This window comes from Monashia sp. HAY1-2A (genome assembly GCF_056755315.1).
On sequence record NZ_JBNDHY010000035.1, the window covers coordinates 1 to 18,591 of the forward strand.

Consider the following 18,591-nt stretch of genomic DNA (forward strand, 5'->3'; position numbering starts at 1 on the left):
CTCCGTCGTCGGCAGCGGCAGATGTGTATAAGAGACAGGGGCGGGACAGGTCAGGGCCGGTAGGGCCGGGCAGGGGCGGCAGCGGAGGTCAGCGGTACTCGGGGTTGTGCCAGCCGAAGTGCTCCCCGGCGTTCCACTCCGAGCGCTGGTTGCCGTACGCCGGCACGCCCCCGGCCGCGCGGAGCATGGCGGCCAGGTGCATGAGGTTCCACGTCATGAAGGTCGTGTTGCGGTTGGTGAAGTCGTTCTCGGGGCCGCCGCTGCCCGGGTCGAGGTAGCTGGGGCCGGGACCCGCCTCGCCGATCCATCCGGCGTCCGCGTTGGGCGGGATCGTGTAGCCCACGTGCTGGAGGGAGTAGAGGATGTTCTGCGCGCAGTGCTTGATGCCGTCCTCGTTGCCCGTGATGAGGCAGCCGGCGACGCGCCCGTAGAACAGGTACTGGCCGCGGTCGTTGAGCATCCCCGACAGCGAGTAGATGCGTTCGATGAAGCGCTTGGTGACGCTCGCGTTGTCACCGAGCCAGATCGGGCCCGCCACGACGAGGATCTGGCTGTCGAGGATGCCCGGGTACAGCTCGGGCCACGCATCAACCGACCAGCCGTGCTCGCGCATGTCGGGGTAGACGCCGGTGGCGACGTCGTGGTCGACGAACCGGATGACGTCCACGTCGACGCCGTGCTCACGCATGATCGCCGCGCTCGCGTCGACGAGTCCCTGGGTGTGGCTCTGTTCGGGACTCCTCTTGAGGGTGCAGTTGACGTAGGTCGCCTTGAGGCCGCTGAAGTCCCAGTCGCTCATGAGGAGACTGTCCTCCGCCACAGCCTCGGACCGCAACGGAGAAGATGTGACGAGGTGCTGACACCTGCACGGCCGGCCCCGCGCCCCGCGGGTCACATCTGCTCGGGTGCCTCCAGGCCGAGCAGACCCAGACCCGTCGTCATGACGCGGAACACGAGCGCGCACAGGGTCAGCCGCGACTCGCGCACCTCGTCGAGCTCGGCCTTGAGCACGGGGCAGTTCTCGTAGAACGCCGAGAACGCCTGCGCCAGCTCGAAGAGATAGCCGCAGAGCCGGTGCGGCTCGTACACCGCACCGACCTCGGTCACGACGTCGGCGAAGCCGAGCAGGTGCAGGGCGAGGGCACGCTCCTGCGGCTCGCCGAGGACGATCCCCCCGTGCTGGGTCGCCGGGTCGGTGCCGACCTGCCGGAAGATGGAGCGGATCCGGGCCACGACGTACTGCAGGTAGGGGCCCGTGTTGCCGGTGAGGGAGACCATCCGGTCGAGGTCGAAGACGTACTCGCTGTCGTGCGCGACCGACAGGTCGGCGTACTTGACCGCGCCGATGCCGACCTGCCGGGCGATCGTCGCCCGCGCCGCCTCGTCGAGGTCGGGCCGGTTGGCGTCGATGAGCGCCCGCGCCTTGTCGACGGCCTCGTCGAGCAGGGCCATGAGCCGCAGCGACGCGCCCGAGCGCGTCCGCAGGATCTTGCGGTCCTCGCCGAGGACGTTGCCGATCTGCACGTGGACGGGCGTCACGTCCTCGGGCAGCCATCCCGCCTTGCGTGCGGTGTCCCACACCATGTTGAGGTGCAGGGACTGCGGGGCCCCGATGACGTAGAGGACCCGGTGCGCGCCGAGCTTGGACACCCGGTACCGGATGGTCGCGAGGTCCGTGGTGCCGTAGTTGTAGCCGCCGTCGGACTTGCGGATGATGAGCGGCACCGGCTTGCCCTCACGGCCGGTGTAGCCCTCGAGGAAGACGCAGAGGGCGCCGTCGGACACCGTCGCCAGGCTCTTGGACTCGAGCTCGTCGCAGATCGCCTTGAGCTCGTCGTTGTACGTGGACTCGCCCGCGAGGTCGTCGTCGGTGAGGGTGACGCCGAGCGTCGAGTACACCTTGTTGAAGTACACCTTCGACATGCCGACGAGCTCGTGCCAGTGCTCGAGCGTCTCGAGGTCACCGGCCTGCAGCTTGACGACCCGGGCCCGTGACCGCACGTCGAAGTCGCCTGCGCTACCGCGCGGCTCGGCCTTCTCGGCCGTGTCGAACTTGGTCCGCGCCGCCTGGTAGAACGCGTTCGGGTCGCTGACGAGCAGCTCGGCCTCGGGCGAGCCCTCCCCCACCTCGAGCAGGTGCTCGATGAGCATGCCGAACGGCGTGCCCCAGTCACCGATGTGGTTCTGTCGGATGACGTGGTGACCCAGGTGCTCGAGCGTCCGGGCCAGGGAGTCGCCGACGATGGTCGTACGCAGGTGCCCGACGTGCATCTCCTTGGCGACGTTCGGCGCGGAGTAGTCGATCGGGATGTTCTCGGGGGCCTCGAGCGGCACGCCCAGCCGATCGTCGGCGTCGACGTCGGCGAGGAGCGAGGCGAGCCACGCGCTGCTGAACGTCAGGTTGACGAAGCCGGGTCCGCTGACCTCGACCTTCTCGCACACGCCGTCGACGTCGAGCGCGTCGACGATCTTCGCGGCGACCTCCCGCGGCGGGGCGCCGACCCTCTTGGCGAGGGCGAGCGCCGCGTTGACCTGCACGTCGGCGAACTGCGACGGACGCAGCACCGGGTCCACCTCGCGGAAGTCGTCACCGAGCGCGGTGGCGATCGCGGACTGGACCTTCGGCGTGAGCGCGACGAGCGGGGAGACCATGCGGGCCAGTCTAGGTGTGGCCGCGCGGTGCCCTCTCCCGGGTTTTGCCGGCGGCTGGGCCACCTCACCGCGCCCGCGGCGGGCCCGGAGGCGTGGGACGGGGCCGGGCGCCGTCGGGCTGCCCGGCCCCGTCCTGGGGGTCGCGACGGGCTACTCGCCGCGGCGGGTGAACCCCGAGCGACGCGCGGCGTCCTCGTCGTAGAACCACACGTCGGGCTCGGCGTCCTCGTAGCCCTCGTCACCGGGCGAGAGGAACTTGTTGCCGTCCCGGACACCCTTGACGGCATGGCCGAGCGGCTGGGCACCGTCGGCGATCGGCGCGGCGGACCCCATGCCGTAACCGCCGTCGACGACCTCCTCGTACTCCGACACCCGGCGACCGCTCGAGCGCCCCGAGGCGTCTTCGGCAGCCCCCGCGGAGGCCTCGGACGACCCGGAGTCCGAGGAGTCCGCGGCGGCCTCGGCCGCCTCGTCCGCGGAGGCCGGAGCGGCCTCGGCGGCGCTCTCCTCGCCCTCGGGCGCCTTGGTCGGGTCGTCGCGCTCGCCCAGGGCGGCGTCGCTGGCGTCCGGCTGAGCCGGGTCCTCGGCATCGAGCGGACGCTGACCGGTCGTCGTCGCCCACGGCTGGCCGCGGTGGTCGCCGGGGTCGTCGCTGGGGGTCCCTCCCTCGGTGAGGTGCTCCTCACGGTCCTCGAGGGCGGGCACGTGGACCTCGTCGGCCTCGTCGGCGTCCGGCGGCTGCCACGAGCCACCCGCGGCCGGGGCCGTCGACCCCGCGGTGCCGGTCGCCGGGGCCGCAGTGGCGTCCTCGGCCGCCTCGGCAGCCTCCGTGGGCGTCCGGCGCGGCTCGGACTCCTCGTCGCCGGTCGCGACCGGCTCACCGGAGGCCGCGGCCGTGGCGCTCGCCGCCCCACCCGAGAGCGCGGCCGCGCCCTCCTCGGCGCCCGCGGTGGGGTCGCCGGATGCGTCGTCGGTGCGCCCGGTGCTGGCGGTCCGGGCCTGGTCGGCGTCGTCGGCGGACGCCGCGGGCTGCTGGGTCGTGTCGCTCATGTCGTCGGCTCCGTTGCGGTCGGCGGTGGCACCGGGCTGCCCGGCGCCGTCGGACGCGACGCCCTCGGCCCCGCTGCTCGAGCCCCAGACGTCCTCGTCGGTCGCCCTCGCGGCTGCCGACTCCGAGCGGCTCTGCGGCTCGGCGTCGTCGCGCCAGGACGGCACCTGCTCAGTACCCATTCCCTCGCCCTCGGACGCGGCGGCACGTTCCACGTCCTCGGTCGTCGCGTCCGGCGGCGTGGTCCAGCCCCTCCCCCCATCCGGGTCGACCATCGCGTCGTCGTCCGAACCCGTCTGTGCCCCAAGGCGGTCGGCGGCCGGGGCGAAGGGGTTCTCGGCGTCGGCCAGGTCGTCGTCCTCGTCCTCCTCCTCGGTGAAGGCCGCGGAGCCCACGGCCGCTCCCGAGGATGTTCGGAGGGAGCCGCCCTCGTCGTCGCCCTCGTCCTCGGTGGCGACGTCGGGGTCGATGCGGTCCGCCTCGCGGGCGAGCGCGTCGTGCTGCGCCTGCGCCCGCTCCGCGGCCGCGGCCGCCGCGGCGGCCTGCTCCTCCAGCCGTCGCGCCTCACGGGCCCGGGCGTCGGCCTCGGTCTGCGCCTCGGCGGCCATCGCACCCGTCACCGACGCGCGGTCCTGCGCCTGCTGCACCTCGGTCAGCCGGGCATCGAGGCTGGCCCGCAGCCGGTCGGCCTCCGCGCGCCGCGCCTCGAGGTCCTTGCGCCGGCTGGCCGAGACGAAGAACCAGACGATCAGCGCGATGACGACGACGGCGACGACCACCCACAGGATCGTTGTGCTGGTGTCGGACATTCCATCCCTCTCGGGTCACGGGTCCAGGACGACCGCTCCACCGGGCAACCTACTGCGCCCCAAGCCGGTTCGCGTGGCTGCCACGACGACCTCTGCCGAGCGTGCCCGTTCCGACGCCTACGGGCGGCCCTGGCCGAGGCCGAGCCGCCTGGCCGTCGCCTCGCGCATCTCCACCTTGCGCACCTTCCCCGTCACCGTCATCGGGAACTCGTCCACGATCTCGACGTACCGCGGGATCTTGTAGTGCGCGAGCCGGCCGGTGCAGAACTCGCGCAGGGACTCCGCCGTGATGGGCGTCGCGCCGTCCTTCATCCGGATCCAGGCGCAGAGCTCCTCCCCGTACCTCTCGTCCGGGACGCCGATGACCTGGGCGTCGAGGATGTCCGGGTGGGTGTAGAGGAACTCCTCGACCTCCCTCGGGTAGACGTTCTCGCCGCCGCGGATGACCATGTCCTTGATCCGGCCGGTGATCTCGACGTACCCGTCGTCGTGCATGACCCCGATGTCGCCGGTGTGCATCCAGCCGTCCACGACCGCCTCGGCCGTCTTGTCCGGCTCGCCCCAGTAGCCGAGCATGACGGAGTAGCCCTTCGTCATGAACTCGCCCGCCTGCCCTCGCGGCAGCGTCTCACCGGTGGCGGGGTCGGCGATCTTGATCTCGAGGTGCGGAGCGACGCGTCCGACCGTGCCGACCTTCTGCTCGACGGTGTCGTCGGTGCGGTTCTGCGTCGACACCGGGGAGGTCTCGGTCATGCCGTAGCAGATCGTCATCTCCTCGATGCCGGCGGCGATGAGCTTCTTCATCAGCTCGACCGGGCACGGGGAGCCGGCCATGATCCCCGTGCGGACCGTGGACAGGTCGTAGGAGGAGAAGTCCGGCAGGTTCCACTCCGCGATGAACATCGTCGGCACGCCGTAGAGGCTCGTGCACCGTTCCTGCTGGACCGCGGCCAGCGTCGCGGCGGGGTCGAAGCCGGGCGCCGGTATCACGGTGCACGAGCCGTGCGACGTGCACGCCAGGTTGCCCATGACCATCCCGAAGCAGTGGTAGAAGGGCACGGGGATGCAGACCCGATCCGCCTCGGTGTAGCCGCAGAGCTCGCCGACGAAGTAGCCGTTGTTGAGGATGTTGCGGTGGCTCAGGGTCGCACCCTTGGGGAACCCGGTCGTACCTGACGTGTACTGGATGTTGATGGCGTCGGTGTTCGACAGCCCGGCCTGCACGCGGGCCAGCTCGTCGGCGGGCACCTCGTCGGCACGTGAGAGGAGGTCGTCCCAGTCCGGCGTGCCGATGTAGACGACCCGCTCGAGTCCCGGCAGCTCGTCGCGGACCTCCTCGACCATCCCGCGGTAGTCGCTCGTCCTGAACCTCTCGGCGGCAATGAGGGTCGAGACGCCGGACTGGCCCAGCACGTACTGCAGCTCGTGCGCCCGGTAGGACGGGTTGATGTTGACGAGGATCGCGCCCGTCTTCGCCGCGGCGTACTGGACGAGCGTCCACTCGGAGCAGTTCGGGGCCCAGATGCCGACGCGGTCGCCGGTGCGGACCCCGACGGCGAGGAGGGCCCGCGCGAGACGGTCGACGTCGCGCTGCAGCTCGGCGTAGGTCCACCGCCGTCCCTGCGCGACGTCGACGAGCGCCTCGCGATCGGGGAACCGCGCGACGGTGGCGTCGAGGTTGTCGCCGATCGTCTGCTCGATGAGCGGCGGCTCGGTCTCACCCCGGGTGTGCGACAGCGTCGGGTCGAGCTCGGTGGAGGAGTCTGGCTGCACAGCGGTCATCGGTGGCCTCCGGACGTCGGGACGGTTCACCCTCACCCAACCTCCGCGTCGGGGCCGACGCAAGGGACGGCCTCGTCGCCGACGCGACCCCGGACCGGTGTCAGGCCGGCTGCGTCTGCATCTTCAGCTGGGCTGCCCCGTCCCCGTCCAGGTCGGCGAGCGCGACCGGACGACCGGTCAGGAGCAGCAGGAGGGCCATGATCGGGCCGGTGACCTCCGGGCCGGCCCCGACCGACCAGTCCGCGTCCGTCGCCACGAGTCGGTAGCCGTCGATGGGCAGCCGCCGGTTCACCGTCCCCAGCCACGTGTCCCGGGTCGCCCAGATCCGGTCGGCGGCGATGACCGCGGCGACCGGGCGCGTCTCGAGCCCGATGCCGAGCGGGACCGCGATGTCCTGTGCGTGCACGAGGCTGTCGGTGAGGGTCTCGCGGGGGGTCACGAAGGAGTTGTGGCGGCGTGACCCGATGCCCGCCCGGATCCGCGCGATGATCTCGTCGGTGGGCAGCGCCGCCTGGAGCACGGCCGAGTCGTGGATCATGCGGTTCAGGCCGATGCTGCGCAGCAGGCGCGGGTGCTCGACGAGCACACGCAGGACGTCCCCGACGTGCTGACGCTGCAGGGTGAGGTGGGCCGCCACGTGCCGCACCGTCCACCCGTCGCAGAGCGAGGGGTGGTCCCACTGGCGGGGGGTGAGGCTCTCGAGCATCGCCACCGTGCGGCGGCGCTGTTCGTCGATCTCCGACCAGATGAGGTCCAGGTCCGGCGTCTCGTTCACAGGTCTCATGTCGATCCCCTTCTGTCACGGATTCTCTCGCGGTCGCGCGTGGTCGCGGAACCGGCTGGCTCAGGTGAAGACGGGCGGGCGCTCACGCGTCCGCTTCAGCTCGTAGAACTCGCCGTGGCCGGCGAGCAGGCGTGCCCCCTCGAAGACGCGGACGGCGTCCCGTCCGCGCGGGATCGCGCCGAGGACGGGGCCGTAGGCGGCGGCGCCGTCGAGCGCGAGCACCGGCGTGCCGGCCTCGTCGCCGACGCGTCGGACGGCGTCGTCGTGGCTGCGGCGCAGGTCAGCGTCGTACGCCTCGGACGAGAACGCCGCGCCGAGACGCCCGGGCAGCCCGAGGGACTCGAGGGCCGCACCTGCCGCAGCGCGGCACTCCTCCGGGTCCGGGTAGCGCCAGTGGTCGAAGACCCGGGCCCCGTACGCGGTGTAGAACGCTCCGAGCGCCTCGCCGCCGTGGCGCACCTCGACGGCCGTGGCGACGCGCGCCACCCCGGTCGACCGGCGCAGGTGGTCGACGTACGAGGGGTCGTCCGTGCGGTCGGCGTTGAGCAGGTAGAGGCTCATGACGTGCCAGCGCAGCCGGACGGGACGGTACCGCTCGACCTCGAGCAGCCACCGGGAACCGATCCACGAGTACGGGCAGACGGGGTCGAACCAGAAGTCGACGGTCACGGCCGGGCGGGACACGGCAGGGCTCGCTAGACTGGCTCAACTAGTACGAACATAGAACCAATGTAGTTCGTACATAGGACTATCACAAGAGGTGTCATGACCCGCGAGCTGCCCTCGTCCCTGCTCATGCTCATCGCCGCGCGCCACGCCGAGGCGCGGATCCACGAGGCCGTGTGCGCGGCGGGCTTCGACGACGTCACGCTCGCCCAGGGCCGCATCACGGCGGGCATCGACCCCGACGGCACCCGCATCTCGGTGCTCGCCGAGCGCGCGGGCGTGGCCAAGCAGACGGCCACCGCGCTCGTCGACCGGCTCGAGCGCGCCGGCTACGTCGAACGTGTCCCCGACCCCGACGACGGACGCGCCCGGCTCGTTCGGCTGACCGCCAAGGGACGGCGGGCGATCCCCGTGGCCCGCGCGGAGGAGGAGCGGCTCGAACGCGAGTGGGAGCAGCACCTCGGACCACGCCGGATGCGTCAGCTGCGCGAGGCCCTGACGATGCTGCGCGAGGTGACCGACCCCTGGTACGAGCCCGGCCAGCCGGCGGAGTGAGCGCCACGACCCACGGCGGCGCCGTCCTGCACGTCCACGTTGCATGGGAGGGGCCGGGCCGGGCCGACGCGCCCCTGCAGGGGCTGACACACGACGAGGGCCCCGATCGCATCCGGACGGGGCCTTCGCCCTCTGTGCCAACACAGAGCGCACCCGTAGCGATTCGAACCCCAGACCCTCTGCTCCGGAGTGCCCTTCGGCCCGTCCAGCGTCGGTACCGCCCCATGCGAGCACGGCGCCCATGCGCAGCCAGTCCGATTCGCGTCATGCGAACAATGCGATCCGAGTACCGGTCAGCAAGGCCGTTGGCAGCGCCCAGCCACGCAGGTGGGTCATGTCCACTCGGGCGGCTACGACGCTTTTCGCGAGTGAGGGCCGCATACTTGAGCCATCCCCGCAGGACTCGTGCTCAACCGAACACAGATCGGCCGGCCATGGCAGACGCTTCCCCAGCCACCCGGGTCAGCGATCAACTCGGGGTCATCGCTGATGCGTTTACCGAGCTCGGCGGGCGGGTCGAGGAAGCGACCGTCGGGTCGGCGTTCCAGGCGATCGTCGATGTCGCCCTTCACCGCGTCCCCGGAACGACGGCCTCCAGCATCACCCGGATGAACCGCGTGACGTTCCAGACGGTGGCCGCGAGCAGCGACCTGGCGCGGCAGGCCGACAACATCCAGTACGAGCTGGGCACCGGGCCCTGCATCGACGCGATCCTCGAGCAGACCACCTACCGTCCCCGCGACCTGACGACCGACCAGCGTTGGCCGGAGTACGGCCGCCGAGTCGCGGCCCTGGGCCTGCGCAGCATGGTGTCGTACCGGATGGACATGGGTGCCGGACTCATCGGAGGGCTCAACCTCTATTCCGACCGGATCGACGCGTTCGACGACACCGCAGCCGCCGTCGGGCTGCTCCTGGCCACTCACGGCGCGATCGCCGCCTCCGCGGTCGCCCACCGAACCCACGCTGAACAGCTCGAGCACGCCCTCGCCTCGAACCGGAGGATCGGCATGGCGATCGGGATTCTCATGGCGACACACAAGGTCACGGACAAGCAGGCGTTCGACCTGCTCCGGATCGCGAGCCAGAACACGAACCGCAAGCTCCGCGATGTCGCCGCGGACGTGATCGAGTCCGGAACCCTCGACGTCGTGTCCCCGCTTCGCGATACGTAGGGCCGTTCACCGCCTCCCCCGGCCGGCGTGCGCGGTCGAGACCCTCAAGGCTCATCGCGCCGAGCAGGATCGCGAGCGACGGGCCGCCGGTCCCGACGGGCACGCGGGCGACTAACGTCTTCACCGCGGAGCCGGCCTGCCCCTCTGACTGGACACGCCATCCCGACTGCTGCCGAAGCTCATCGAGCGCCACGACGCCCAGGTCGACAAGGCGGACGCGCTCCCGCGGCGCCGGCTGGACGAGAAAGGCCCTGACCTGCGTCTCCGCTGGTCAGGGCCTTGTCCTCTGTCTCAACACAGAGCGCACCCGTAGGGATTCGAACCCCAAACCTTCTGATCCGTAGTCAGATGCTCTATCCGTTGAGCTACGGGTGCAACTGTCTCCAGCCCTTCCGGGCGGGACGAAGAGTTACCTTAGCGCCTCGGGTCCGGAACCACGAAATCGTCCCTCGCCAGACCCACGCCGAGCCGCGCTTCCGGCCGGTCCGGTGGCCGCCCTGAGGCTCGACGGGTCGCCGGGCGCTGCATGGAGCGCACCGTTGTCCTTCGCGCCATCGCCGTGCAAATCCTGCAAGAAACCGACACGTCCGCGTCGGGCTCCTTGCAGCCGGCATCGGGTGTGAGCCGTGTCACCGGGACGGGGCGCACGAGCGGTCACCGGCCTTGGTGGCCGGGCGTACCGTGAGTTCATCACGTCATCTGCTCACTATGTGGACACCTGGCGAGGCGCCACCCGCGCCCGACCGGGGCCCGCACGGTGAGCAGCAGGAACCGGCACGACGTGGTGCCGGAGTGCACCGCGCGAAGGGATGGCCCGCAAGTGACCACGACCCAAGAGAAACCGACTACGCACACGACGCACGCCGGCCTGGCCGCGTGGGTCGACGAGGTCGCCGCGCTGACGCAGCCGCGCGACATCCGCTGGATCACCGGCACCCCCGAGGAGTGGGCCGAGCTGACCGACCAGCTCGTCGAGGCCGGCACCTTCGTGCGCCTCGCGGAGGACAAGAAGCCGAACTCGTTCTACTGCAAGAGCGACCCCTCCGACGTCGCCCGCGTCGAGGACCGCACCTACATCTGCTCGGTCGAGGAGAAGGACGCCGGTCCGACCAACAACTGGATGGCGCCGGACGAGATGAAGGCTCGGATGACCGAGCTGTACCGCGGGTCGATGCAGGGCCGCACCATGTACGTCATCCCGTTCGTCATGGGTCACCTCGACGCGAAGGTGCCGATGTTCGGGGTCGAGATCACCGACTCCGCCTACGTCGTCGTCTCGATGCTCGTCATGGCCCGCTGCGGCGACGAGGTGCTGCGCAAGATCGAGCAGACCGACGCCTCCTACGTCCCGGCCCTGCACTCGGTGGGTGCCCCGCTCGCCGACGGCGAGGCGGACGTGCCGTGGCCCTGCTCCGAGACGAAGTACATCGTCCACTTCCCGGAGGAGCGCGCCATCTGGAGCTACGGCTCCGGCTACGGCGGCAACGCCCTCCTCGGCAAGAAGTGCTACAGCCTGCGCATCGCGAGCGCCATCGCCCGCGACGAGGGCTGGATGGCCGAGCACATGCTCATCCTCAAGCTCACCTCGCCGAAGGGGTCCGTCCACTACGTCGCCGCCGCGTTCCCGTCCGCGTGCGGCAAGACGAACCTCGCGATGATCACCCCGACGATCCCCGGCTGGAAGGCCGAGATGGTCGGCGACGACATCGCCTGGATGCGGTTCGGCGAGGACGGCCGGCTCTACGCCGTCAACCCGGAGTTCGGCCTGTTCGGAGTCGCCCCCGGCACCGGCGCCTCGACGAACCCCAACGCCATGGCCACCATCGAGAAGGGCAACTCGGTCTTCACCAACGTCGCCCTGACCGACGACGGTGACGTCTGGTGGGAGGGCATGACCGACGAGCCGCCTGCCCACCTGACCGACTGGCACGGCAACGACTGGACGCCGGCCGACGGCGAGGCCGGCACCAAGGCCGCCCACCCGAACAGCCGCTTCTGCACGCCGGCCAAGCAGTGCCCGATGATCGCGCCGGAGTACGACAACCCGAACGGCGTTCCGATCGACGCGATCCTCTTCGGCGGCCGACGCAAGACGACTGTGCCGCTCGTCTACGAGTCGCGCGACTGGACCCACGGCACGTTCATCGGCGCGACCCTGTCCTCCGAGACGACGGCCGCCGCCACCGGTGCCGTCGGCGTCGTGCGCCGCGACCCGATGGCGATGCTGCCCTTCATCGGCTACCACGCCGGCGACTACATGAACCACTGGCTCGAGATCGGCAAGAGCGCCGACGCGTCCAAGCTGCCGCGCATCTTCGGCGTCAACTGGTTCCGCCGCGACGAGGAGGACGGCTCGTTCCTCTGGCCCGGCTTCGGGGAGAACAGCCGCGTCCTCAAGTGGGTCGTCGAGCGCCTCGACGGCGACGCCGAGGCGGTCGAGACCCCGATCGGGCTCGTCCCGACGCCCGAGTCCCTCGACGTCGACGGTCTCGACCTGACGCCGGAGCAGGTCGCCAAGGCCCTCGCCGTCAACGCGTCGGACTGGGAGGCCGAGCTCCCGCTCATCGAGGAGTGGTTCGACAAGTTCGGCGAGCAGCTGCCGACCGAGCTGCGTACCGAGCTCGACGCCCTCCGGGCGCGCGTCAGCGCCGACTGACGCGCCGGTCCGCAGCCGCGTGTCGGCGACGGCGGGCGACGTGATGCAGGGCCCGGCACCCCGATGGGTGCCGGGCCCTCCGTCGTCCCGGCCACCCGAGGGCACGGCACGGGCGGACCGGGTACACCTCTGGCATGAGCGACCCACAGCCCTACTCGCGGGACGAGACCGAGGCGCAGCGACTCGACCGCAACTTCAACGAGCAGCTCCAGGAGCTGCGCATCGTCCAGGCGGGCGTGCAGATCCTCTTCGCCTTCCTGCTGACGATCCCGTTCCAGCAGCGCTTCTCCCAGCTGACCGACCTGCAGCGCACCGTCTACGTCGCCACGCTCCTGTCGATCGCCGTCAGCACCCTGGTGTTCATGGCTCCCGTCGCCATGCACCGCATGCTGTTCCGTGAGGGTCTCAAGGACTACGTGGTCCGTCACACCGACCGGCTCATCGGCACCGGCCTGGTCTTCCTCGTCCTCGGCATCATCGGCGGTGTGGTCCTCGTCCTCGACGTGCTGCTGTCGCACCCGAGCGCGTTCTGGCTCGGCGGGGCGCTCGCCCTCCTGGCGATGGCCCTGTGGGTGCTGCTGCCCGCGTCGCAGCGCCGGCGACGCCGACGCCAGGACGTCGGCTGACGCGCATCACTCGCGACAGAGGGCGCAGGGCGGTCGCGCGAGCTCACGGCGGCGGGATCCGTCGTCCAGGAGTCCCCTCGTTCCTCGGGGACTCCTGGACTCCTCCCAAATCCCAACGTGTTCGACCAGCACGACACAGAAGGACCCCGACGAAAAGCGTGTCGGGGTCCTTCTGTGTCGTGATGGCGGAGGCGGCGGGATTTGAACCCGCGAGAGGTTTTATCCTCAACCCGCTTAGCAGGCGGGCGCACTAGGCCACTATGCGACGCCTCCGTGCCCGGACCACCGGCGGCGCGACGCGAGGCGCGACACGGCGACGGATGCACGGGCGGAGTCAGGGTACCGGCCCCGGTCCGGGTCCCCCAAACCGGGGGTCCGACCCCCCGCTCGACTCGCGGATGCCGATGAGGTACCTGACAGCAAGTCAGGGCACAATGTCCTGTCGGCCGAGCCAACGAGCCGAGCAGAGAGGACCCCATGACCTACCCGACTGTGCGCGGTCCGGGGACGCCCCAGACCCGCGAGACGCTGCGTCGTGAGCTCAAGTCGGGCTTCCGACGCGCCCTCGGGCTCACCGTCCTGGGGACCGTCGTCCCGGGTGCGGGACTGACCCAGACCCGCAGCCGCAAGGTCGGCTGGGGCCTGCTCCTCATCGCCATCGCGAGCGCCGGCCTCCTCGCGTACTACGTCCTGAGGACGGGTGTGACGAACGCCGCCCTGGCCCTCGTCGCCCGCCCGACCGTGCTCACCGCGGTCGCCGTCCTCTTCGTCGTCGGTGGCATCCTCTGGTGCGGCTCGATCATCCTCACCGCCATCCAGTCCCGCCCGACGCGCCTGGACCGCACCCGTACCCGGCTCCTCGCCGCCTTCACGACCCTCATGGTCTTTCTCGTCGCGGCCTCCTCGTTCAAGGTCGCCGAGTACGCGAGCATCACGCAGTCGACCGTGGCCCAGGTGTTCGGCAGCACCCGGGTCACGCCCGGCGAGGGCGCCCAGGTCGCGGAGGGCGAGGACCCGTGGGCCAAGCAGGCCCGCGTCAACATCCTCCTCATCGGCTCCGACGCCGGCGCCGACCGGGTCGGCATCCGCACCGACTCGATGATCCTGGCGAGCATCGACACCAAGACCGGCCGCACGGCCCTCATCTCGATGCCGCGCAACCTGCTCAACGCACCGCTCGCGCCCACCTCGCCTCTGCGCGCCCTCTACCGGTCCGGCAGCTTCGGCTCACCCGACAGCACCTGCGACCAGGGCCCCGGCCAGTGCATGCTGACCAACCTCTACGTCGACGCCGAGAACTACGCCAAGAGCCACCCCCACGCCTACCCGGCGGGCGCCTCCCCCGGCCGCACTGAGATCCGCGGCACCGTCCAGGAGATCACCGGCCTCAAGGTCGACCAGATGGTCGTCATCGACCTCAAGGGCTTCTCCCAGCTCATCGACGCGATGGGCGGACTCGACATCAACGTCAAGCTGTCCGGCTACGGCACCAAGCTGACCATCGGTGGCGAGCACGACGCCAGCGGCCGCCTCTTCGGCGTCAAGGGCTACTTCGAACCGGGCTTCCAACACCTCGACGGTTGGCACTCCCTCTGGTACGCCCGCACCCGCGCCGCCGACGACGACACGCACCGCCAGATGCGCCAGCGTTGCGTCGTCCAGGCGATCGTCAAGCAGGTCAACCCTGCCCAGATGGTCGGCAAGTACCCCGAGATCGCCAAGATCCTCAAGGACAACATCTACACCGACATCCCGGCGCAGAACCTCCCCGCGTTCGTCGACCTCGTCGAGCGCGTCCAGAAGGCGAAGATCAACAGTGTCGCCCTCACCTCCTCGCAGGGCGTCTACTCGAGCAACCCCGACTACCAGCTCGTGCGGGCGCTCGTCCAGAAGGGCATCGCGCCGCCGAAGCCGAAGCCGTCCTCGACGGGCTCGGGCACCTCGTCGACGAGCTCCCCGACCAGGACGAAGACCCCGTCCCCGACGGCGACCCCGTACGAGCAGTGCTGACGCGGTGGGCGGCCCGGTGAGCGGCCGTCCACGTCAGCGGTCGTCGGCACGCCCAGGGCCGTTCAGGCGACCCGCTCCCACGCGCCGGGCGGGGAGCCGCTGACGGCGGGCCCGGCACCTGGTCCGCCGCGGATCCGCCACGGATCCGGCGAGGCGGCCCGAGACAGAACAGAGCCCCCGGCCGGACGGCCGGGGGCTCTGCACAAACGACGTAGGTGTCGCTCGTTGCGGTGTTCTCCGGTGTGTCAGAGCGGACGAACTGCGTCGGCCTGCGGACCCTTGGGGCCCTGCGTGACCTCGAACTCGACGCGCTGAGCCTCGTCCAGCGAACGGTAGCCGTTCGTCTGGATGGCCGAGTAGTGGACGAAGACGTCGGGGCCGCCGCCGTCCTGGGCGATGAAACCAAAGCCCTTCTCGGCGTTGAACCACTTGACGGTGCCCTGTGCCATACGGGTAACTCTTCCTTCTTCTGCGTGCGGGACGGCACACCTCGTGCCTCCCGAGCTGCCGCTTCGAACCCACCTGACGAGCGAACTCGCCGCGCCGAAGAGAAGACCCGCCTCCGGTTGGAAACGGGCACCTGCTCGACAACGAGGAACTGCAACTGCAACCGGCAAGAAACCTAGCAGACTACCGTGCGTGGGGCTCGCCGGACCGCAGCGGTTTTTCGCGGGTTCATGCACCGGTGGCCGGGACGCCACGCGGCACGCCCCGCACCGCCACCGCCTGTGCCCGGTCGCCCCGGATCGTCGCGACCATGTCGACGACGCGCCGGGTGGCCCGGACGTCGTGCGCCCGGAACACCGTCGCGCCGAGCCAGGCGGCGACGGCGGTGGCGGCAAGGGATCCCTCGAGGCGATCCTCAGGGGGCAGGTCGAGCGCCTCGCCGACGAAGTCCTTGCGCGACATCGCCTGCAGCACAGGGAAACCCATCGCTGCGATGTCGCCGGTGTGGCGCAGGACCTCGAGCGAGTGCGCGGTCGTCTTGCCGAAGTCGAGGGTCGGGTCGACGAGGACCCGTTCGCGAGGGACGCCCGCGTCGACGGCGGTCCGTGCGCCGCGCGCCAGGGTGGCGACGACGTCGCGGACGACGTCGAGCGGCTCGGACCCGTAGCTGACGTCGACGGGGTCGGTCCGGGGTGGCAGTCCTCCGGTATGTGAGACGACGTATCCGGCCCCGGCCTGGGCAGCGACGTGGACGAGGTCACGGTCGTGACCGGCCCAGGTGTCGTTGAGCAGGTCGACGGCACCGGCCGCCTCGCGCGCGACCTCCGAGCGCCACGTGTCGAGGCTGAGGACGGCCTCGGGGTGGACCTGCCGGGCCCACTCCAGGAAGGGGACGACACGACGGATCTCCTCGTCCGCGTCCACGACCTCACCCACCTGCCCGGCCCGGACGCCGCCGACGTCGACGATGTCGGCCCCGAGCTCGAGCGCCGTCTCGAGGGCGGCCTTGGCCGAGTCGAGGTCGGCATGCCGGTTGCCGCTGAAGAACGAGTCCCGGGTGCGGTTGACGATGGCCATGACGGCCGGGGTGGAGGCGTCGAACCGCTTGTCACGCAGGACGAGCGGGGCGGGCGGGGGCAGGTCCAACGGGGCGAGCCGGGCGAGGATCCCCGCGGTCTCGGGCGTCGGGTCCGGGCTCTCGTGTCGCGTCACACTTGCGTATCTCACGTGGGGTTTGACGGGTCAATCCTCCCCGGGTCCATGGTTGCCGAACTGTTACCATTGGCAGCAGACGTCATCCGCCCGCCCGGCACCCGCTCCCAGTCGGGCGGGCGGGTGCCCGTCCGGTCCGGACGGCGCCCGCGACCCGGGCGGCCCACCGGCTGGACGCAGCGGCCCCACGGTTGGGTGGGACGGCCCCGCGTGCGGCATGATGAGGCCCCGGCGTCGGCACGGCGCCGCTGGAGGGTTCGCATAGCGGCCGAGTGCAGGCGCCTTGAAAGCGCCCGAGGGAAACCTCCGTGGGTTCGAATCCCACACCCTCCGCCAACCGGCACGGTCACCGCCGGGCGTCCACGCGTCGGACAGGCCTCAGCCCAGCTCGGAACGGGCGGCCTCGAGGTCGGCGGGCGTGTCGACGTCGCGACCGTGCACCAGCGGGACGGCCACCTCGACGTGCGGCCTCGCGAGCAGCGTCCGCGCAGGGAGCCCGCCGACCGACGCGGGCAGCCCGTCCCGCAGGTCGCCCACCCGGTAGACGGCCAGCAGGGCGTTGGGCCGGCCCTGGACGACGGCGACGGCCGCCGCGGTCTCCGGATCCGAGGCCTCGAGGGCGTCGAGGAGGACCGCGAGCGCCGGCGCCGCGAACGGCATGTCGCCCGCGACGACGGCGACGAGAGGGGTGGCAACGAGGCTCAGCCCGGCCGCCACGGCGGCGAGCGGCCCACCGCCGGGGGGCTGCTCGCGGACCCACCTCGCGTCGGGTCGTGCGGTGGCGCGCGGCGGTCCGACGAGGACGACCGGCCAGCCGCCGGGGAGAGCGCCGAGGAGGTGGTCGAGGACGGTGCCCCGGCCGAACGGGGCGGCGAGCTTGTCGTCGCCGAAGCGTCGCGACGTGCCACCGGCGAGGACGACGACGCTGACGCGTGGCAGCGGGCCCGGCGCCGGGTGGGGGGTCGGCTCGCTCACCGGGCCAGTGTCGCAGCCGCCGTCAGGGTGAGGACGCACGCGCCGGGTCGCGCGAACGCCTCGAGCCGGACCCCGGGATGGACGGGGCCTCCGCCGGCCGGGCGCCCGGCCTCGAGAACACCCTCGACCAGGCCGCGGTGGACCTGACAGACGACCTCGGGATGACGACGCGCCGACTCGAGCAGTGGGCAGGTCCGGAGGAGGACCGTCGTCGGGCCATCGGCCCCGGGCCCGGGTTCGCCGGACTCGGGTGGGGCAGCCTGGACCTGCGGTGAGAAGCCCAGGCGCCCGAGGACGGCGAGGACCTGGTCCACGGCACCGGCGGCCGGACGGGCGAGGGCCGAGGCGGCTGCGGTCCGTCGCCGTCCACGCGCCTGCCGCTCGCCCTGGCCCGGCTGCCGGCGGTGCCCGCGCCCGAGCAGTGTCGCGCCCCAGGCCCGACCGATGGACCGGGCGTCACCGCCGGGGTCGCCACCACGCGCGGCCAGCCGTTCGGCGAAGGCGGCCGCCAGAGCCACGTACTCCTCGACCATGTCCGACCCCGTGGGGAGCGCCCCGTCGGCGCGCTCCGTCGCGCGGTAGCGCGTCGGCGGTCGGCCTCTCCCGGGCGACGCCGGTGCCGGCGCGGCACGGACCAGACCCTCGGCCGCCAAGCCGGCCAGGTGGTGCCGCACGGTGTTGGGGTGGCCGCCGAGCACCTCGACGAGCTCGCCGACCGTGGCCGCACCACCGGAGGACGAGACCTCCACGACGGCCTCCAGCACACGGGCACGCGCCGGGTCCAGGGGCTGTCCGGCCAGGCCCGGGTCGGGCCGAGTTGGTGCGGGACCGAGGGGAGGAGTACTTTTCACAATGTCATTGTAGAAAAGATCGACCGTGGAGGCCACCGATGGATGCCCGCACCGAACTGCCCCTCACCCCAGCAGCCCACGCCTGCGAGTGCGGCGACGACACACACGGCGCTCCCGAGCTCGACGTGCGCGCCATCCCCCACGCGATCCGCCACGCCACGGTCTTCGGCGCCCTGTCGGCCATCCCGGCCGGTGGCACCCTCGTCATCGTCGCGCCCCACGACCCCAAGCCGCTGCTCGCCCAGATCGCCGACCGGGAGGGCCCGGTCACGGTGACCTACCTCGTCGAGGGACCCGAGCTCTGGCGCCTCGCGATCACCCGCGCCTGACCGCCGCAGACGGC

General features: G+C 71.4%; 16 protein-coding genes and 3 tRNA genes. 7 read left to right on the forward strand and 12 right to left on the reverse strand.

Annotated features, from left to right (window positions below; translation table 11 throughout):
• Window positions 1-88: 88 nt before the first annotated feature.
• The 6 genes from ACPYOM_RS07335 to ACPYOM_RS07360 form a co-directional block, all read right to left on the reverse strand.
• Window positions 89-799 (reverse strand): flavodoxin family protein, encoded by a 711-nt coding sequence (locus ACPYOM_RS07335; protein ID WP_481345459.1) that lies wholly within the window; start codon window positions 797-799, stop codon window positions 89-91.
• 92 nt (window positions 800-891) lie between these two features.
• Complete coding sequence (gene argS, locus ACPYOM_RS07340) at window positions 892-2,652, reverse strand: arginine--tRNA ligase (protein ID WP_481345460.1); 1,761 nt, start codon at window positions 2,650-2,652, stop codon at window positions 892-894.
• A 150-nt stretch (window positions 2,653-2,802) separates the two neighbouring features.
• Window positions 2,803-4,509 (reverse strand): sunset domain-containing protein, encoded by a 1,707-nt coding sequence (locus ACPYOM_RS07345; RefSeq protein ID WP_481345461.1) that lies wholly within the window; start codon window positions 4,507-4,509, stop codon window positions 2,803-2,805.
• 117 nt (window positions 4,510-4,626) lie between these two features.
• A complete protein-coding gene (locus tag ACPYOM_RS07350) occupies window positions 4,627-6,291 on the reverse strand; it encodes an AMP-binding protein (protein ID WP_481345462.1) in 1,665 nt (554 codons plus the stop codon).
• Window positions 6,292-6,391: 100 nt separating this feature from the next.
• Window positions 6,392-7,075 carry a maleylpyruvate isomerase family mycothiol-dependent enzyme gene (locus tag ACPYOM_RS07355; RefSeq protein ID WP_481345463.1) on the reverse strand — a complete coding sequence of 228 codons (684 nt, stop codon included), beginning with the start codon at window positions 7,073-7,075 and terminating at the stop codon, window positions 6,392-6,394.
• Between the two features lie 60 nt (window positions 7,076-7,135).
• Window positions 7,136-7,759, reverse strand: a complete 624-nt coding sequence (locus tag ACPYOM_RS07360) for a mycothiol-dependent nitroreductase Rv2466c family protein (RefSeq protein ID WP_481341664.1) — start codon at window positions 7,757-7,759, stop codon at window positions 7,136-7,138.
• Window positions 7,760-7,840: 81 nt separating this feature from the next.
• Between ACPYOM_RS07360 and ACPYOM_RS07365 the strand changes: the two genes are divergently transcribed.
• Both ACPYOM_RS07365 and ACPYOM_RS07370 read left to right on the forward strand, forming a co-directional pair.
• Window positions 7,841-8,296 carry a MarR family winged helix-turn-helix transcriptional regulator gene (locus ACPYOM_RS07365; RefSeq protein ID WP_481341665.1) on the forward strand — a complete coding sequence of 152 codons (456 nt, stop codon included), beginning with the start codon at window positions 7,841-7,843 and terminating at the stop codon, window positions 8,294-8,296.
• Between the two features lie 383 nt (window positions 8,297-8,679).
• Complete coding sequence (locus ACPYOM_RS07370) at window positions 8,680-9,471, forward strand: GAF and ANTAR domain-containing protein (protein ID WP_481341666.1); 792 nt, start codon at window positions 8,680-8,682, stop codon at window positions 9,469-9,471.
• Between the two features lie 302 nt (window positions 9,472-9,773).
• On the opposite strand, the gene ACPYOM_RS07375 is transcribed toward ACPYOM_RS07370, so the two are convergent.
• Window positions 9,774-9,846 (reverse strand) — tRNA-Arg (locus tag ACPYOM_RS07375).
• Window positions 9,847-10,291: 445 nt separating this feature from the next.
• On the opposite strand from ACPYOM_RS07375, the gene ACPYOM_RS07380 reads away from it, so the two are divergent.
• Complete coding sequence (locus tag ACPYOM_RS07380) at window positions 10,292-12,127, forward strand: phosphoenolpyruvate carboxykinase (GTP) (protein WP_481345464.1); 1,836 nt, start codon at window positions 10,292-10,294, stop codon at window positions 12,125-12,127.
• A gap of 134 nt (window positions 12,128-12,261) precedes the next feature.
• On the forward strand, window positions 12,262-12,753 hold the full coding sequence (locus ACPYOM_RS07385; protein WP_481341668.1) for a DUF6328 family protein: 492 nt from the start codon (window positions 12,262-12,264) through the stop codon (window positions 12,751-12,753).
• A gap of 183 nt (window positions 12,754-12,936) precedes the next feature.
• On the opposite strand, the gene ACPYOM_RS07390 is transcribed toward ACPYOM_RS07385, so the two are convergent.
• Window positions 12,937-13,026, reverse strand: a tRNA-Ser gene (locus ACPYOM_RS07390).
• A gap of 204 nt (window positions 13,027-13,230) precedes the next feature.
• On the opposite strand from ACPYOM_RS07390, the gene ACPYOM_RS07395 reads away from it, so the two are divergent.
• Window positions 13,231-14,763 carry an LCP family protein gene (locus tag ACPYOM_RS07395; RefSeq protein ID WP_481341669.1) on the forward strand — a complete coding sequence of 511 codons (1,533 nt, stop codon included), beginning with the start codon at window positions 13,231-13,233 and terminating at the stop codon, window positions 14,761-14,763.
• A gap of 245 nt (window positions 14,764-15,008) precedes the next feature.
• Here ACPYOM_RS07395 and ACPYOM_RS07400 read toward each other — a convergent pair whose 3' ends face one another.
• Together ACPYOM_RS07400 and folP are read right to left on the reverse strand one after the other, a co-directional pair.
• Complete coding sequence (locus ACPYOM_RS07400; protein WP_034805904.1) at window positions 15,009-15,212, reverse strand: cold-shock protein; 204 nt, start codon at window positions 15,210-15,212, stop codon at window positions 15,009-15,011.
• A 226-nt stretch (window positions 15,213-15,438) separates the two neighbouring features.
• On the reverse strand, window positions 15,439-16,377 hold the full coding sequence (folP, locus tag ACPYOM_RS07405) for a dihydropteroate synthase (RefSeq protein WP_481345479.1): 939 nt from the start codon (window positions 16,375-16,377) through the stop codon (window positions 15,439-15,441).
• A gap of 295 nt (window positions 16,378-16,672) precedes the next feature.
• On the opposite strand from folP, the gene ACPYOM_RS07410 reads away from it, so the two are divergent.
• A tRNA-Ser gene (locus tag ACPYOM_RS07410) sits at window positions 16,673-16,758 on the forward strand.
• A 42-nt stretch (window positions 16,759-16,800) separates the two neighbouring features.
• On the opposite strand, the gene mobA is transcribed toward ACPYOM_RS07410, so the two are convergent.
• Together mobA and ACPYOM_RS07420 are read right to left on the reverse strand one after the other, a co-directional pair.
• On the reverse strand, window positions 16,801-17,397 hold the full coding sequence (gene mobA, locus ACPYOM_RS07415; RefSeq protein WP_481345465.1) for a molybdenum cofactor guanylyltransferase: 597 nt from the start codon (window positions 17,395-17,397) through the stop codon (window positions 16,801-16,803).
• Window positions 17,394-18,284 (reverse strand): helix-turn-helix transcriptional regulator, encoded by an 891-nt coding sequence (locus ACPYOM_RS07420; RefSeq protein ID WP_481345466.1) that lies wholly within the window; start codon window positions 18,282-18,284, stop codon window positions 17,394-17,396. The genes mobA and ACPYOM_RS07420 overlap by 4 nt, the downstream gene beginning before the upstream one ends.
• A 2-nt stretch (window positions 18,285-18,286) precedes the next feature.
• Here ACPYOM_RS07420 and ACPYOM_RS07425 point away from each other — a divergent pair, with 2 nt between their 5' ends.
• Complete coding sequence (locus ACPYOM_RS07425; RefSeq protein WP_481345467.1) at window positions 18,287-18,577, forward strand: DUF2249 domain-containing protein; 291 nt, start codon at window positions 18,287-18,289, stop codon at window positions 18,575-18,577.
• Window positions 18,578-18,591 lie beyond the last annotated feature (14 nt).

Coding starts and splice junctions, on each gene's coding strand:
- ACPYOM_RS07335 (WP_481345459.1), bottom strand. CDS start 799: ATGAGCGACTGGGACTTCAGCGGCCTCAAGGCGACCTACGTCAACTGC.
- argS (WP_481345460.1), bottom strand. CDS start 2,652: ATGGTCTCCCCGCTCGTCGCGCTCACGCCGAAGGTCCAGTCCGCGATC.
- ACPYOM_RS07345 (WP_481345461.1), bottom strand. CDS start 4,509: ATGTCCGACACCAGCACAACGATCCTGTGGGTGGTCGTCGCCGTCGTC.
- ACPYOM_RS07350 (WP_481345462.1), bottom strand. CDS start 6,291: ATGACCGCTGTGCAGCCAGACTCCTCCACCGAGCTCGACCCGACGCTG.
- ACPYOM_RS07355 (WP_481345463.1), bottom strand. CDS start 7,075: ATGAGACCTGTGAACGAGACGCCGGACCTGGACCTCATCTGGTCGGAG.
- ACPYOM_RS07365 (WP_481341665.1), top strand. CDS start 7,841: ATGACCCGCGAGCTGCCCTCGTCCCTGCTCATGCTCATCGCCGCGCGC.
- ACPYOM_RS07385 (WP_481341668.1), top strand. CDS start 12,262: ATGAGCGACCCACAGCCCTACTCGCGGGACGAGACCGAGGCGCAGCGA.
- ACPYOM_RS07395 (WP_481341669.1), top strand. CDS start 13,231: ATGACCTACCCGACTGTGCGCGGTCCGGGGACGCCCCAGACCCGCGAG.
- ACPYOM_RS07400 (WP_034805904.1), bottom strand. CDS start 15,212: ATGGCACAGGGCACCGTCAAGTGGTTCAACGCCGAGAAGGGCTTTGGT.
- ACPYOM_RS07425 (WP_481345467.1), top strand. CDS start 18,287: ATGGATGCCCGCACCGAACTGCCCCTCACCCCAGCAGCCCACGCCTGC.